General features: G+C 61.0%; 14 protein-coding genes. 2 read left to right on the top strand and 12 right to left on the bottom strand.

Annotated features, from left to right (window positions below; all coding sequences use genetic code 11):
- Positions 1–12: 12 nt before the first annotated feature.
- Positions 13–264, bottom strand: a complete 252-nt coding sequence (rpmA, locus tag I6E58_RS07020) for a 50S ribosomal protein L27 (protein ID WP_197131729.1) — start codon at positions 262–264, stop codon at positions 13–15.
- Between the two features lie 31 nt (positions 265–295).
- The gene (gene rplU / locus I6E58_RS07015; protein ID WP_010202995.1) at positions 296–604 is read right to left on the bottom strand and encodes a 50S ribosomal protein L21; all 309 of its coding nucleotides are present in this window, start codon (positions 602–604) and stop codon (positions 296–298) included.
- 314 nt (positions 605–918) lie between these two features.
- On the opposite strand from rplU, the gene I6E58_RS07010 reads away from it, so the two are divergent.
- Positions 919–1,191 carry a DUF4031 domain-containing protein gene (locus I6E58_RS07010; protein WP_197131727.1) on the top strand — a complete coding sequence of 91 codons (273 nt, stop codon included), beginning with the start codon at positions 919–921 and terminating at the stop codon, positions 1,189–1,191.
- Here I6E58_RS07010 and I6E58_RS07005 read toward each other — a convergent pair.
- From I6E58_RS07005 to I6E58_RS06990, 4 genes are read right to left on the bottom strand one after another with little or no spacing between them, the layout of a single operon-like run.
- Positions 1,188–2,591: a hypothetical protein gene (locus I6E58_RS07005; protein ID WP_307842013.1), complete on the bottom strand. Its 1,404-nt coding sequence runs from the start codon at positions 2,589–2,591 to the stop codon at positions 1,188–1,190. The two genes, I6E58_RS07010 and I6E58_RS07005, sit on opposite strands and share 4 nt — an antisense overlap.
- On the bottom strand, positions 2,572–3,321 hold the full coding sequence (locus I6E58_RS07000; RefSeq protein WP_129071656.1) for a TIGR03943 family protein: 750 nt from the start codon (positions 3,319–3,321) through the stop codon (positions 2,572–2,574). The genes I6E58_RS07005 and I6E58_RS07000 overlap by 20 nt, the downstream gene beginning before the upstream one ends.
- Entirely contained in the window at positions 3,311–4,351 is a 1,041-nt protein-coding gene (locus tag I6E58_RS06995) for a permease (RefSeq protein ID WP_374189191.1), read from the bottom strand. Before I6E58_RS06995 ends, I6E58_RS07000 begins: the two co-directional genes overlap by 11 nt.
- A 55-nt stretch (positions 4,352–4,406) precedes the next feature.
- Positions 4,407–7,268: an Rne/Rng family ribonuclease gene (locus I6E58_RS06990; protein WP_197131725.1), complete on the bottom strand. Its 2,862-nt coding sequence runs from the start codon at positions 7,266–7,268 to the stop codon at positions 4,407–4,409.
- 329 nt (positions 7,269–7,597) lie between these two features.
- Here I6E58_RS06990 and I6E58_RS06985 point away from each other — a divergent pair, with 329 nt between their 5' ends.
- The gene (locus tag I6E58_RS06985) at positions 7,598–8,197 is read left to right on the top strand and encodes a vitamin K epoxide reductase family protein (RefSeq protein WP_129071659.1); all 600 of its coding nucleotides are present in this window, start codon (positions 7,598–7,600) and stop codon (positions 8,195–8,197) included.
- 117 nt (positions 8,198–8,314) lie between these two features.
- Here the strand turns inward: I6E58_RS06985 and ndk are convergent, their stop codons facing one another.
- From ndk to I6E58_RS06955, 6 genes are all read right to left on the bottom strand, one after another.
- The gene (gene ndk / locus I6E58_RS06980) at positions 8,315–8,731 is read right to left on the bottom strand and encodes a nucleoside-diphosphate kinase (RefSeq protein WP_009772535.1); all 417 of its coding nucleotides are present in this window, start codon (positions 8,729–8,731) and stop codon (positions 8,315–8,317) included.
- On the bottom strand, positions 8,728–9,129 hold the full coding sequence (locus I6E58_RS06975; RefSeq protein ID WP_197131723.1) for a DUF4233 domain-containing protein: 402 nt from the start codon (positions 9,127–9,129) through the stop codon (positions 8,728–8,730). The genes ndk and I6E58_RS06975 overlap by 4 nt, the downstream gene beginning before the upstream one ends.
- Positions 9,126–10,658 carry a folylpolyglutamate synthase/dihydrofolate synthase family protein gene (locus tag I6E58_RS06970; RefSeq protein ID WP_197131721.1) on the bottom strand — a complete coding sequence of 511 codons (1,533 nt, stop codon included), beginning with the start codon at positions 10,656–10,658 and terminating at the stop codon, positions 9,126–9,128. The genes I6E58_RS06975 and I6E58_RS06970 overlap by 4 nt, the downstream gene beginning before the upstream one ends.
- Entirely contained in the window at positions 10,651–13,941 is a 3,291-nt protein-coding gene (gene ileS / locus I6E58_RS06965; RefSeq protein ID WP_197131719.1) for an isoleucine--tRNA ligase, read from the bottom strand. The genes I6E58_RS06970 and ileS overlap by 8 nt, the downstream gene beginning before the upstream one ends.
- Before the next feature lie 248 nt (positions 13,942–14,189).
- Positions 14,190–15,194, bottom strand: coding sequence for a DUF1648 domain-containing protein (locus tag I6E58_RS06960; protein WP_129071662.1), 1,005 nt, complete (start codon positions 15,192–15,194; stop codon positions 14,190–14,192).
- The gene (locus tag I6E58_RS06955; RefSeq protein WP_197131716.1) at positions 15,191–15,541 is read right to left on the bottom strand and encodes a GntR family transcriptional regulator; all 351 of its coding nucleotides are present in this window, start codon (positions 15,539–15,541) and stop codon (positions 15,191–15,193) included. The genes I6E58_RS06960 and I6E58_RS06955 overlap by 4 nt, the downstream gene beginning before the upstream one ends.
- Positions 15,542–15,588 lie beyond the last annotated feature (47 nt).

Raw genomic sequence — 15,588 nt, 5'->3', positions numbered from 1 at the left:
TGCCGCGGAAAGTTACGCGGAAACGATGTTGACGACCTTACGGCCGCCCTTTGCACCGAACTGAACCGCGCCCGCTTCGAGAGCGAACAGGGTGTCGTCGCCGCCACGGCCGACGTTGACGCCGGGGTGGAAGTGGGTGCCGCGCTGGCGAACGATGATTTCGCCGGCGAGAACCTCTTGGCCGCCAAAGCGCTTTACGCCGAGGCGCTGCGCGTTGGAGTCACGACCGTTACGGGTGGAGCTTGCGCCCTTTTTATGTGCCATCTGTCTAGAAGTCCTTTACGTCCGTCAGCAGTTACTTGATGCTGGTGATCTTGATGCGAGTAAGTTCTTGACGGTGACCCTGGCGAACCTTGTAGCCGGTCTTGTTCTTGAACTTCTGGATAACGATCTTGGGACCGCGCTCGTCGTTCAGTACCTCGGCAACGACCTTGATCTTCTCGAGCGCCGAAGCGTCGTGAGTGATCTTGTCGCCGTCAACGAACAGAACTGGAGCGAGCTCAACATTGCCGTTCTTGTCGGCTGCGATGCGGTCGAGAACGACAATCGTGCCGACCTCTACCTTCTCCTGCCGCCCACCGGCGCGCACAACTGCGTAAACCACTTTTGACCCTTACTTAACGATTGAATAGCTAGAACTACTGAAGCTTGTGGCGATCTCTGCGGGCTTTGCCCAGCACACGCCAAGGATCAACGATACTCGACGTGGGCACTCCCGGTCAAACGACACGCTGCGGTAGCTTTCGACTGAATCAATCAAACCTTGACTCGACGAAAACGAGAACGTGTACACCAACATTGGTCACGATCTCGGAGATCGGAACCACAACTCGGGTGCAGCGGGTTCAATAGTACGCCGCTAACGGCCACTGGGTCAAAACCTCCGCCTGCGGGTTGGCCGTCAATTAGGCTCAATCCATGACCGTGTTGATTGACCAGCCCATTTGGCCAGCCCACGATACGGTCTGGGCACACATCGTGAGCGATACTTCTCTCGATGAACTGCACGAATTCGCGGAACGCGCCGGCATCCCCCGCCGAGGGTTCGATCTCGACCACTACGACGTGCCTGCCCGCCTGTGGAGCGATCTCGTGGCGCTTGGCGCCGAACCAGTGGGGGTGCGTGAGTTCGTGCTCCGACTACAGGCCAGCGGCCTACGCGTTGCGCAGAAAGATCGCCCTCAGGCCTAGCGCCAGAGGGCTTCAAACCCCTCGACGCTGCGGGTGACGGACCCGGTAGCGATGTCGACAACATAGGTCGTCACGCTCCGTGGGCTCGGATTCATTACGTAGCCATCGGTGTCAAGCGTGGAGACGTTCGGCTGAACCTCCACCGCCACAAACTGATTGTTGGGCGACACGCGAAAATCAAGAATGGCACCCTTGTCGTCAACCGTTTTATACAGGATGCGGGACTCGTCGCCATCGTCGAACGCGAGCACGCTGCTGAACGAAGCACCCGACTCCCCCACCAGGACCATCTTTGCCACGAGATCTCCCGCAGCATTGGCGTCAGTCTGCCCGATGAATGGTTGCTCGTCACCAATGGGTGACGGCTGCAGACGCACGTCCGTGCCGTCGGAGAGGGTCACGGCAGCGCTGCCCGTGGTGTCGCTAACGATCGCGGTAGATCCGTCTGCGGACACACGATCAAAGTTGAAGTAACCGCCAAGGGGAACAATGAGTCCGGTGACGGTGTCGACCCTGACAAGAGTGCTTTCCGTCGTGACAGCCACGATCGCGGTTGTTCCAGGAACGAACTGCCACCCCGTGACCCGCATGGGCTCGCCGTCCAGGTCGAGGACGGGAACAACATCGCGGCCTCGATCGAGGTCGACCGTATACAGCGTGTGCGAGATCGTTGGGATGGGCCCGGGGTCTGTACTTGAGATTGTGAACCCCAGAAGCGAGCCCGAGCGTGTGGAGTCTAAATCAGCCACCTCACCGACTTCAGGCAACAACACTTGCTCAGTAATCCCCGTATCGGGGTTGGCCATTGTGAGAGTGCCCGTGCGATCGGCCGCCGCGGTCGTAAACGCAACCACATCGCCCACCGGCACAAATTCTTGGATGCCCGCGCCAGCGAACACCACAGTGCGATCTTGAGACGTGAGGCCCGTGCGAATAATCTCGTCGTTCGGCTCGCCCCGATCGAGATAATAAAGGTCGGGCTCCCCGGTGGTGAAGGAGTAGCTGAAGGTGGATTCCGGGCCGCCCGATGTCGTGGCGACCCCTTCGACGCTCACGGTGTATTCGGTGTTGTAGTCGAGCGCCTGAGCGAACTGCACCGAAATGAGGTCGCCCTCGCTCGATGCCGTGGCGTCGACGGCAGGCGCAACAGTGACAGCATCCGGATCAATTTCAGCGATTGCCTGATTCGCGAACAGACGCAAGGTTTGATCTGACGACTCGACGACGGCATCCCCGTCGATCTGGGCACTGGACAATTTAGGTCCCTGAAGGTAGCCCAAAGCCAGAAAGATCCCGGAGAGCACCACAAGAGCGGCTACCGTCCACGCGAACGTGCGACGGAACGAACGCATGCTGTTCGCTGCCTCCGGCGGCGGCGCGCTAATAGAGATATGGCTCACTGGGCCGCTCCACTGCACTCATTTTCTCGGGAACCAAAACAAGCGGGAGATCGCTTCGCGAACTTGGGTTGATCTCGAACGAACCCACGACCTCTATCCACGCATCCACCTCGAAATCGTTCTGCCAATCGGGGGCGTACACCGCCACACCTGCCGGCTGCGCATCTACGGCACAACACGTCACGGTGAACCGGGAGACGTAGAAAATATTGGACGGGTCATCTTCGCTTGGCGTGATGAAACCGACGACATCAGCCTTCTTGTTGGCGTAAAAGCTGGGGTCGCTCGTTTGACGAAGCAACGAAGCCCAATCGACAACCGTAAAACTCGCGATCAGTTCGTCGTCGGCGTTCTCGACCTCATCCGCATTCTGGCTGTCGCTTCCCACCGTGGAGCCCACGATGTCGCGCTGGCTCGCCGTAGCACTCGACAGGGTCGTCGGAGGAAGGAGAACGAGAGTGAGCGCCATGGCGCCGGAAAGCACGAGCGCCAGCGCGCCAACAACACGGGACCACCCTCGACGCGGCGCCGTGCCCTCGGTGTCCGCCGGGCGTACCGCCACGCTGAGAACACCAATGACAAGCGCAATGACCGCCATGATCACTGTGAAAACCACATAGCGGGGGTGGATGTAGAGAACGAGCTGTTGAGTTGCAGCGAGCCAGACTGTGGCACAGACCGCCACCAGAATCAGGATGACGCCCCACCAGCGCCGAAGACTAGGCAACATAGTTGATCACCAATCCAATCAACGCACTCATGAGCGCGACCACGAGCGATAGTTGCAAGAGCACCTTCGCCGTAAATGTTGTGCGCATGATCGCCAGCATCTTGATATCGATGATCGGACCAAATACGAGGAACGTGACGATTGAACCGGGCATGAAAGTACTCGCAAACGGCAAGATAAAGAATGCATCCACGCTGGAACACACCGAGATCACAAACGCCAACAACATCATCGCCAGGATCGACCACAGCGGATTGCTACCGAGCGAGACTAAGACGTCCCGAGGAACCGCAACTTGAATGGCGCCAGCGATGAGCGAACCGATGAAAACTGCCGGCATCAAGACGCTCGACTCTCTCATGAAAATGTCGAGACTCTTCTCGTACCGCGACTGGCTGTGGCCGTGAGAGCCTGCAGCACACTGAGCCGCAAATCGCCCCTCTAGTAAGGAGTTGGGTTGCGGATGAATGCTGAAGAGCCAGCCGACGATATTGGCAATCGCCAACCCGCCCAAGATGCGGCCGATAAGGATGCCGTCATCGAATCCGAAAGCCTGATGGGTGGTGAGGATAGTAATCGGGTTGATGATCGGGGCTGCCAACAAAAACGTCATTGACTCGGGGACAGAGAACCCCTTCATCACGAGTCCTCTGGCGAGCGGAACGTTGCCGCACTCGCACACCGGCAACGCAATGCCGAACAGCGAGATCACCGCACGACGGAGCACCGGAGTGTTCGGCAAATACCGCATGAGCAAGTCATCCGGAAGCCAGGCTTGCACCACGATCGACAAAACAACGCCGAGCACGACAAAGGGCAATGACTCAATAATGACGCTCGTGGCGAGCGTGACGAGGTCAGCAGTTAGCCCCGGAACCCCAATGGAATCCTGCCCACCGGTGAAAGCCCGAAGCCCGAGAATTGCGGCGACGCCCAACGTGCCGATTGCGAGCCACAACCAGCGTTTTCGAGAGCGGCGAGGTCGATGATCGTGATGGTGATGATCATCGACACTCGCTGGCAAAGTTATTGTCACGAAATAACCTTACAAACTCGAAGCTCCACAGGTGCCGAGCCGCTGAAAACTACTTATCGTCGCTGGGAGTTGCGTTGACGATTTTGCCTTGGCTGCTGGCACGACGCGATCCGCGAGCACGACCGTGGCCGGGTTGCTTGGGCTCGGGAAGAGCTTCAAGAACGGAGCCCAGAATCTGCTCCGCATCCTGAGTGCTGATCGTGGGAGCTGCCTTCTCAGTCTTCGTGATCGGGATGTCAAGAATTGCTACCGCAGGCTCGTCAGCGGCGGGTGCAGCGACTGCTGGCTCCGCTACTTCCTGTGACGGCGATGATGACTTATTCGACTGCCGCCCGCCTTTGCTGCGACGCGACTTCTTGGGCTCAGGCGCCGCTGTAGTCGTGGCGTCTGCGGCGGCAGTTGCGGTGTTCGCAGCAGTGTCGACAGCCGGAGCATCCGAGCCGTTCTCCACTACGGGAACAACGGTGCTCGCTGCGACGCGGGCGAGGGCGTTACGAACGTCTTCGGTGATGGCGTGCGTACCGTTGCTGGCACCCGCTGCCGGAGCTGTCGCTGCCTTTGCGGAACCGTTGGACTGTTGAGTGCTCGATCCACCGTTGCCGTTGCCGTTGCCGTTGCCGTTACTGTTACCGCCACCGTTGGAGCCGGAGTTGCCGGAGCCGTTGCTGTTGGATCCACCGGAGTTGTTGTTTCCGCCGCGGTTGCGACCGCGGCGACCGCCACCGGACTGCTCGTTCTGCGTCGGCTGCGAACGGTGCTTCGATACGGGATCGTGATGAACGACGACACCGCGACCGGCACACACTTCACAGTTCTCGCTGAACGTTTCGAGCAGGCCGAGGCCGAGCTTCTTACGCGTCATTTGCACGAGGCCGAGCGAGGTAACTTCTGCGACCTGGTGCTTCGTGCGGTCTCGACTCAAGCATTCGACGAGGCGACGCAACACGAGGTCACGGTTCGACTCCAACACCATGTCGATGAAGTCGACGACGATGATTCCACCAATATCGCGCAAACGCAGCTGGCGAACGATCTCTTCAGCCGCTTCGACGTTGTTCTTCGTGACGGTCTCTTCAAGGTTTCCGCCCGAGCCGACAAACTTGCCGGTGTTCACGTCGACCACGGTCATAGCTTCGGTGCGGTCAATCACGAGCGAACCGCCCGAGGGCAGCCAGACCTTGCGGTCAAGAGCCTTCTCGATCTGTTCTGAAACTCGGTACTCCTCGAAGGAGTCAACTGTGCTCTCGTGAGACTGAAGACGGTCGAGCAGGTCAGGTGCTACCGAACGCACATAGCCCTCGATGGTCTTACGAGCATCGTCGCCCTCGATAACGAGCTTGTGGAAGTCTTCGTTGAAAACGTCACGGATGATCTTGATCAAAAGATCGGGCTCGGAGTGCAGCAGCGCCGGGCCCTGGTTCTGAGCGTTGTCGACCTGTGCGCTGATGTCAGCCCACTGGTTGGTCAAACGGTTCACATCGAGCGTGAGCTGTTCTTCAGTCGCGCCCTCAGCGGCGGTGCGCACGATTACGCCGACGTTATCTGGCAGAACACCCTTGAGGATCTTCTTGAGACGCGAACGCTCGGTGTCGGGCAGCTTGCGACTGATGCCGCTCATCGAGCCATTGGGAACGTAGACGAGGTAGCGACCTGGCAAGGAAACCTGGCTCGTGAGTCGAGCTCCCTTGTGACCGACCGGGTCTTTCGTGACCTGAACGAGCACGCGGTCGCCGGGCTTGAGCGCGAGCTCAATGCGACGGGCCTGCGGCTTGCCGTCAGCAGAGTTCTCGGCAGCAGCATCCCAGTCAACTTCTCCGGAGTACAGCACGGCGTTGCGGCCACGCCCGATGTCGACGAAGGCAGCTTCCATGCTGGGAAGAACGTTTTGAACGCGACCGAGGTAGACGTTGCCGATCAGGCTCGCATCTTGGGCTTTCGCCACGTAGTGCTCGACCAAGACGCCGTCTTCGAGAACACCGATCTGGATGCGGTCAAACTTCGAGCGGACCACCATGACGCGGTCAACGCTTTCACGGCGCGCGAGGAACTCGCTTTCGGTGACGACGGGACGACGACGACCAGCATCGCGGCCATCACGGCGGCGCTGCTTCTTGGCCTCGAGGCGCGTTGACCCCTTGACTCGTGTCGGCTCGTTACTCGGCTCAGCCTGCTTGCGCGGCTGGCGCACACGAACGACCGTGTTCGGGGATTCGTCACCGGGACGAGCGTCTTCGCCAGAACGACGACGTGAGCGACGACGAACGTTACCTGCTTCGTCGCCATTGCCATTGTCGTCGTCACGGTTGTCGCGGCCATCGCGGCTATCGCGGTTGTCGCGGTTGTCGCGGCCATCGCGGTTGCGATCGTCTCCATTGTCGTTGCGCGAACGAGGTGCGCGCTCCGGAAGATCGGGCAGGTCAGGAGCTTGAAAGAGCAGCGACGTCGTCGATGTGGGAGTCAACGCAGCGGTAGGCGCCTTGGCGGCCTGGGAATCATCCGCTGTCTTCTTAGGCGTCGTGCTTGTGCGCGTACGCGAACGAGCAGGCGCTTGAGAATCAGACTTATCGTCGTGCGTGGCTGCGCGGGCGGCTGCCGAGTCGGCTGCCGCAGCATCTGCCTTCATGCCGGTAACGGCATCCGGAACTTCGAGACCCAAGTGTTGGCTGGCAGTCTTCGCGGCGGGACGCTGCGTTGACTTGGCTACACGAGGCTCGCGCGTTACGGCAGGAGCTTCAGGCTCGACCTTCGGCGGCGTCGCGGAGGCAGGTGCCTCCACAGCGGCGGCAGGCGCTTCAACCTGAGGCCTCTGCGCCACAGGCTTTGATGCCGCTGCCTTCGATGAAGGAAGAATACGGCCGAACAGGCCCTTCTTCTTCGGAACTTCTTTGGACTTATCGCTTTCATTCACCATTGCTGGTGTACTCCTAGCCCTGCGTAGGCGACCGCGCCACCTACCGGGTACTCTCTCGTGCGCTATTCCCCTGCCAAACCTATGGCTCAGAAACCGCTACTAATTCTTCAGGTCCTGCAACGGGCCCGTGGCTCGCGTTGCAGTTGTGCTCTCTCACAGCACTTCGAAACTGGCTATTCGACTCACGTAACTAGCGTTACGCAACTGGTCCGGTTGCTATGCCCGGGAAGACTTCTTGGTGTTACTTCGAGCGCGGCTCGGAATAACTACGTTTCATTATCGCACGCATTCTCAGAAAGTGAGCCGGGCGCGCGTGCGATAATCGCCCCATGACTGCTTCCGGGGTTCGCAACAGACCCATCGCCCTCGCCATTTTTATGATTTTTGCTGGCGTGATTGGTCTCTGGGCCTCGTTCGAACTGATGATCGAGAAGATCCAAGCCATAGAGAATCCTGGAGTCGATCTCAGCTGCGATTTCAGCATCGTCGTGCAGTGCGCGGCCAATCTGGGGTCGGAACAGGGCGCCGTGCTCGGTTTCCCTAACCCCATTATCGGGCTCATCGCGTTCATGGCACCCGTCGTCGTCGGGGCCGCAATTCTGGCTGGGGCTCGTTTCAATCGCTGGTTCTGGATCGCGTTCAACGTCGGAATCGCCGGGGCCTTCGGGTTTATTCTCTGGCTGGCATATCAAAGTATTTTCAACCTCGGCACGCTCTGCATCTGGTGCATGACCGTCTGGTCAGTCGTGATTCCGCTGTTCTGGGCAGTAACCCTGCGCAACCTCAAAGACGGAGCGATCCCTGCCCCCAAGGGCCTGCGCAAAGCAGCGAAGGCCTCCTACAGCTGGGTACCAGTGATCGCGATCGTTGGGTACATCATCATTGCGGCCGTCGCTCAGGTACGACTCGACGTACTGGCGTATCTGTAAGGCACTCCCTCAAATGCGCCGCGCTCGTTAACGCAACAACGGCGAGAGCCTGACCGGGGTCAGGCTCTCGCCGTTGTGATGCGCGGAGCGGTCTAATCGCTCTCCCGCATGATCGTTTTAGGCGAACCAGAGAGCAAGTTCGCGCGCTGCCGACTCGGGCGAGTCGCTACCGTGAACGAGGTTCTGCTGGACAGCGAGGCCCCAGTCGCGGCCGAGGTCGCCACGGATGGTTCCGGGAGCTGCCGTCGTGGGATCGGTGGTACCGGCGAGCGAACGGAATCCCTCGATGGCACGGTTGCCCGCGATGCGCAGCGCGACCGTCGGGCCCGACTGCATGAAGTCGAGCAGCGGCTCGTAGAACGGCTTGCCTTCGTGCTCGGCGTAATGCTGCGACAGAAGGTCGACATCCGCCTGCACGAGACGCACGTCAACGAGCTGGTAGCCCTTTGCCTCGATGCGGCGAAGGATTTCACCGGTCAGGTTGCGAGCAACGCCGTCAGGCTTGATCAGTACAAGGGTCTCTTCGATGTTCATTGTGTCTCCTCAGAGGGGGTGGTCATGGACTGGGTACTAAGAATTTCGGCTTTTGCGCGATCGATTTGCTGCCCCTTGACGAAGCAGAAAACCCAGATCGCGGCGAAACCGGCTCCCACGACGAACATGGGAGTGAGGATGAAGCCAAGCGCGACGAGCCCCGCCTGCAGCACCCAGCCGACAGCCAGTGCGCCGGGGCGGTGCAGCATGCGGCCGAGAGCCACGAATATGACAATCGCGATCGCTCCGCCGATAAACGCCGGGGCTGGCCCTAGCGCCTTGAGCCCGAATGCGGTGAGAGCGACAAAGAAGATCAACGTCGCGTCGAGCACCAGCACGATGCTCAGGAGCAGTTCGGTTACTGAGCGCTTACGGCGAACTTTGGGCTGCGCGCTCACGGCTTCCAGCCTTCCGCCTTCGCCATCGCCAGTGCTTCGCCAACGAGAGTGATCGAGCCCGTCACCACGACCGCACGGCGTTCGTTCTCTGCGGCCCAGCTGCGGGCAAGCTCCATAGCTTCGGCGAAAGTGTCGAAGTCGGTGGTCTCGTCGGTGAACGTTCGCACAACCTCGACGAGTTCCTCAGGGTTGATGGCTCGCTCGGACTCTGACGTTGTGACGTAGAAGCGGTTGGCGATCGGCGCAAGGGCGCCGACAATTCCTGCCGCATCCTTATCGTCGAGCACGGCGATGACGAAGGCGATGTCTTCGAAAGTGAAGTACTCCTTGAGCGCAGCGGCCAGCGCGGCAGCACCGTGAGGGTTGTGTGCGGCATCCACGATGACCGTCGGCTCGGCGCCAATCACCTGAAGGCGACCGGGCGACGTTACCGTCGCGAGGCCTTCCGCAAGAACGTCGTGCACGAGCGCTTGCGAGCCCGCACCCAAGAACGACTCGACGGCGGCAATGGCGAGAGCCGCGTTGTGACCCTGGAACTCGCCAAACAGCGGCATGAAGAGATCGGAGTACGTGCCAGCGATGCCGCGAACGGTAATCAACTGGCCGCCGACAGCAACGTCACTGCTCACGAGCTCGAAGGCATCGCCTTCTACGCTCATCGTGGATTCGGTAAGGTCAGCAGCACGCTCAAGCTCGACTTGGGCATCCGCCGTCTGAATCGCCGAGACGATCGCGGCAGCCGGCTTGATGATTCCCGCCTTCGTGCGAGCAATCTCAGAAATTGTGGAACCCAAACGGTGAGTGTGGTCGAGCGCGATCGGGCTGAAGACCGCGACCTGACCATCGGCGACGTTCGTGGAATCCCACTCGCCGCCCATTCCGACCTCGAGAATAGCGACATCGACAGGGGCCTCGGCGAAGCTCGCGAAAGCGAGCACCGTGAGCGCCTCGAAGTAGGTCAGCGCCTCCTCGCCCTTGGCGAGCAACTCGGCATCGACCATGAGCAGGAACGGGCGGATGTCGGCCCAGTTCTCGGCCAACGCGCGGTTAGAAATGGGGCGGCCATCGATCACGATGCGCTCGTTGACGCGCACCAGGTGCGGACTCGTCATGAGCCCGGTGCGTAGGCCGTAAGCCCGCAGAATACTCTCGGTAATGCGGCTCGTGCTCGTCTTGCCGTTCGTACCCGTGATGTGAATCACGGGGTAGGTGCGCTGCGGGTCTCCGATGAGCTCCACGGCACGACGAGTGGCTTCGAGCCGCGGCTGAGGCGCCTGCTCCCCCACACGGGCAAGCAATTCTTCGAAGACGTTCTCGGCATCCGTCTGGTATTCGGAGTCTTCGAGCTCGAAATCGGAGTCGTCGTCGATATTGGTGCCTTCGAACCCGTCGGCGAAGGGGCTCAGGTCGGCGAGAGGATGCTCCGGGCCAAGCTCAGCGCGCTCTTCGTCGGTCAGCTCCACCTCAATGGGGTCGCCATTTTCATCGAATTGGCCGTCGTTGCCGAGTTCGTCATCGCGGTCAGACATTGGTCGTTCCCATCTTGGTGATATCGATCACCAGCGCGCCGATGTTGGCGTATTTTCCTGCCGCCAGTTGCGTGCGGTGCACCTCTAGTGTGCCCTCTTCGAGTTCGTTCGCGAAGGCCTGAACAACGGATTCCGCTGCAAGCGTTTCTGCCGCGATCATCGCGCTGTGGAACCCAATCGCTTCGTGATCGGCGGCATCGAGCGCACCGATGGTGAGCGCGATTCGGTCACTGACGTCGAAGCCGGCAGCCTTGCGGGCATCCTGAATGGCGCGGATGACGTCGCGAGCGAGTCCTTCGGCCGACAGTTCGTCAGTGAGCTGGGTATCGATGATGACAAAGCCACCATCGGAGAGGAACGCGATGGCGCTGGATTCGTCGGCGGCTTCCATCTGAAGTTCGTACTCGCCCGCTTCGAGCGGCATGCCGTCAACGGAGACGCCCTCGGCGGTGGTTTCCCAGTTGCCGGCCTTGGCTTCCTTGATCACTTGCTGCACTTGTTTGCCGACGCGCGGACCGAGGGCACGAGCGTTGACCGTGAGCTTCTTGGTGATACCGAAGCTGTCGAGTGATCCTTCTTCGAGGAGTTCGAACTTGACGGCCTTGACGTTGAGTTCGTCGCGCAGGATGTCGCTGAACGGAGCGAGAGCCGACGGCACCGCGCTAACGACGGTGAGCGAGGCCAGCGGCAGGCGCACGCGGAGGCTGCGAGCCTTGCGGAGTGCGAGCCCGCTGGACGCGATTTCGCGAACGCGGTCCATCGACGCGACCAGATCGTGGTCGGCGGGGAAAGCCGCGGCATCGGGCCAGTCGGTGAGGTGCACGCTGCGGCCGTTAGTGAGCCCGCGCCACATCTCCTCGGCGACGAGCGGAAGCAGCGGGGCAGCAACGCGGGCGACCGTCTCGAGCACCGTGAAGAGCGTGTCGAAGGCATCCGTGTCATCGCCGCTCCAGAAGCGGTCGCGGCTGCGACGCACATACCAGTTGGTCAGCACGTCGGCGAAGTCGCGGAGCTTGGCTGCGGCCATCGGGCTGTCGAGAGCCTCAAGCTCAGCCGTGACATCCTCGATCAGCTCGCGCGTCTTGGCAAGCAAGTACCGGTCGAGAACGTTCTCAGAGTCGGTGCGCCACTGAGCCTCGTAGTTGTCAGCCGCATTGGCGTACAGGGTGAAGAAGTAATACGTGCTCCACAACGGGAGCAGCATCTGCCGAACACCATCGCGGATGCCTTCTTCGGTGACCATGAGGTTTCCGCCACGGATCACCGAGCTCGACATGAGGAACCAGCGCATCGCGTCGGCGCCGTCACGCTCGAAGACCTCGGAGACATCCGGGTAGTTGCGCAGGCTCTTCGACATCTTTTGGCCATCGTTACCGAGCACAATGCCGTGACTGATGACGTTCGAGAACGCCGGGCGGTCAAACAGCGCCGTCGAGAGCGTGTGGAGGGTGTAGAACCAACCGCGTGTCTGACCGATGTACTCCACGATGAAGTCGGCCGGGCTGTGGCTGTCAAACCACTCCTGGTTCTCGAACGGGTAGTGAACTTGAGCGAACGGCATCGAGCCCGAATCGAACCAGACGTCAAGCACGTCTTCGATGCGGCGCATCGTGGACTGACCGCTCGGGTCGTCGGGGTTCGGGCGCGTGAGCTCATCGATGAACGGGCGGTGCAGGTCGGGCTCGCCATCGTGATTGAGGGGCAAGCGACCGAAGTCTGCTTGGATCTCGGCCAGCGAGCCGTAGACATCCACGCGGGGGAAATCGGGGTTGTCGCTCTTCCAGATCGGGATGGGCGAACCCCAGTAGCGGTTGCGGCTGATCGACCAGTCGCGGGCATTGCCCACCCACTTGCCGAACTGGCCTTCCTTGACGTTCTCGGGAACCCAGTTGATCTCCTGGTTGAGCTCGCTCATGCGGTCGCGGAACTCGGGAACCTTCACGAACCAGCTCGAGACAGCCTTGTAGATCAGGGGGTTGCGGCAGCGCCAGCAGTGCGGGTACGAGTGCTCGTAGCTGGCAACCTTGAGCAGGCGGCCCTCTTCGCGCAGCAACTTCGTCAGCGGCTTGTTGGCGTCGAAGACCTGCATGCCGGCGACAGGTGCGACCGAGGGCAAGAACTTGCCGCCGTCGTCGACCGAGATCACGACGGGGATGCCTGCGGCAGCACAGACATTTTGGTCATCTTCACCGTAGGCGGGCGCCTGGTGCACGATGCCGGTACCTTCGCCCGTGGCAACGTAGTCGGCGACCAGGAACTGCCACGCGTTTTCGGTGCCGTACGTTTCGGCATCCGCGTAGAAGTCCCAGAGGCGGTCGTAACGAACACCGTCGAGTTCGGCGCCCTTGATGGTGCGGGTCACCGCAGCGAGCGCTTCTTCTGCGGTCTCGTACCCGAGTTCCTTCGCATAGGCGGCAACAGTGTCGCCCGCGAGCATGAACTGCGACGCGCCTTCTTCAGAGCCATCGCCGGCACCGAGCGGGCCAGACGGCAGCACCGCGTAATCGATGTCGGGACCGACAGCGAGCGCGAGGTTGGTGGGAAGCGTCCACGGAGTGGTCGTCCAGGCGAGAGCCTTCACACCAGTCAGGCCCAGGCTTTCGGCCTTCACCCCATCGAGGGGGAAGGTCACCGTTACGGTTTGGTCTTGACGCATCTTGTAGACGTCGTCATCCATGCGCAGTTCGTGGTTCGACAGCGGAGTCTCGTCGTTCCAGCAGTACGGCAGAACGCGGAAGCCCTCGTAAGCGAGATTCTTTTCGTGCAGTTGCTTGAACGCCCAGATGACGCTCTCCATGAAGTTGACGTCGAGCGTCTTGTAGTCGTTCTCAAAGTCGACCCAGCGCGCCATGCGGGTGACGTATTCCTGCCATTCACCGGTGTACTTGAGCACTGACTCGCGAGCGGCAGCATTGAACTTGTCGATGCCCATCTCTTCGATCTGGCTCTTCTCGGTGATGCCGAGCTGGCGCATCGCCTCAAGCTCAGCCGGCAAGCCGTGAGTGTCCCAGCCGAAGCGGCGGTGCACTTGCTTGCCGCGCATTGTTTGGAAGCGCGGGAAGAGATCTTTCGCGTACCCGGTCAGCAGATGACCGTAGTGCGGCAGGCCGTTGGCAAAGGGAGGGCCGTCGTAGAAGACCCACTCGTCGGCGCCTTCACGCTGGTCGATGGATGCCTGAAAAGTGTCGTCGGACTTCCAGTACGAGAGCACTTGCTCTTCGATCGCGGGAAATTTGGGTGACGGCGCGACGGAATCGTCTGAGCTGTGGCGGGGATACGACATGAGGCTCCAGTGGTACGTGGGTGCGAATAATCTGCACGAGGACGACCTCTCAGCCGCGGTACCACCCCGCTTATGCGCCCGGAAGCACACCACTCAAATCGCTGTAACGGGCTTACCCGTTCGGTTCTACCGCCGCCCGCTCCCCTACCAAGGCAAGGGTTGAGACGATTTCTTCCGAATGCTCCCCGGTGATAGCCGGTTCATAGCGTGTAGCTGCAATGATACGCGAGTTAGCTGACCGCTGAGCGCTATTTTTTGGCGACAGTAGCGAGCGCTTCCGCGGCACGTTGAGCGTCGTGCATGGTGACGATGAACTGCTTGCCGTTCGTGCGTGTCACCTCGAGGGCTTCGCCCGCGGCGAGCACGATTCCGCTGCGACCGCCCGGAGCCCACCGCCACCCGTAGCCGCCGAACTCCCCAATCGGATTCACCTCGACAACGCCCACGGAGGCGATCTGGTCAGGAGCGATCGATGCGCGGGGAAAGCCGAAGGCGGAACGAACCCGAAGCCCGCGGTGATCAATGGTGACGCGCCACGAGAGTGTGCTGACGGCGAGCGCCATCACGACGAGGCCGATGACGGCTGGCAGCAGGAGTTCAGCGGGATTACTGACCGCTTGCACCCCGAGGGCGACTCCGAGGGCCACAAGCGCGACTGTGACGATCACGACGACTCCAGCCCCGACCCGCGTGCCGCTGGAGAAGTGAACGCGCTGCGTAGTAGCGCCTTCGAGCGGCTTGGCGGTGACCGACGTCGACGTGATCTGCTCCGACGGCGGGAGCATGAGCCAGGCCAAGCCCGCGACAACCAAGGCGATCGGGAAGGCGGCGAGCGCGATCCCGCCAATGTCCGGAGCGTTCTCGGCATTGTCGAGCCCGCGCTGAACGGCGAGAGAACCTGCCGCGATGATGCTGAGCGAAAGGGACATGAATACAGAGGTCGCCACCATGATCTTGTGCACCCAGAGCATGCCGCCCTGAGGCCCGCCCTTCCAACTCGCGAAGGCGGCGAGCGCAGCGAAGACGAGCGTCAACAGCAGCGGAAGCGCGATAACGCTCCCGACGGTGGAGTAGCCATCGGGCCCGGAAGTTCCCCAGTGCGAGGCGACGGGGTTCGGCAGCTCGGGGACCCACAGCGCCATCACAAAAGCCGCGGCCATCGTGATCAATAGCGGGAAGACGACTCCGATCACGATGATGAGGCGGCGGTTGCGCGTGAGTTGGGGCGCAACGTTCTCGGCAGGAAGGGTCATTTGTATTCCTCTCGGATGAGGGCGGTCAGTGCAGCTACGGAAATGTTCTGGGTGCGGGCTTCGGCCACGATCGCGGCGATGCCGACGGCCAGGGAGTCGTAACTGTGAGCGGTGGCCGCGACGATCGCGCCGCGACCTCGACGGAGTTCGATGAAGCCTTCGTCGCGCAGCTCTTGGTACGCCCGCAGCACGGTGTGCATGTTGACGCCGAGCGAGCCGGCTAGTTCACGAGCACTGGGGAGCCTCTCCCCCGCCGTGACCGACTTTTCGATGACTGATTGGCGGATGCTCGCCGCGAGTTGCTCGAATAGCGGCGTCTCTGACGCGGGATCGACTCGAACTAACATGATCCCACCATAGTTGTTCTAGTTGAACTAGCACAAGTGGGCTTTAG

The sequence above is a fragment of the Salinibacterium sp. SWN1162 genome (genome assembly GCF_015864675.1).
Lineage (GTDB): Bacteria > Actinomycetota > Actinomycetes > Actinomycetales > Microbacteriaceae > Rhodoglobus.
This window is presented reverse-complemented; position numbering and strand designations above follow the sequence as displayed.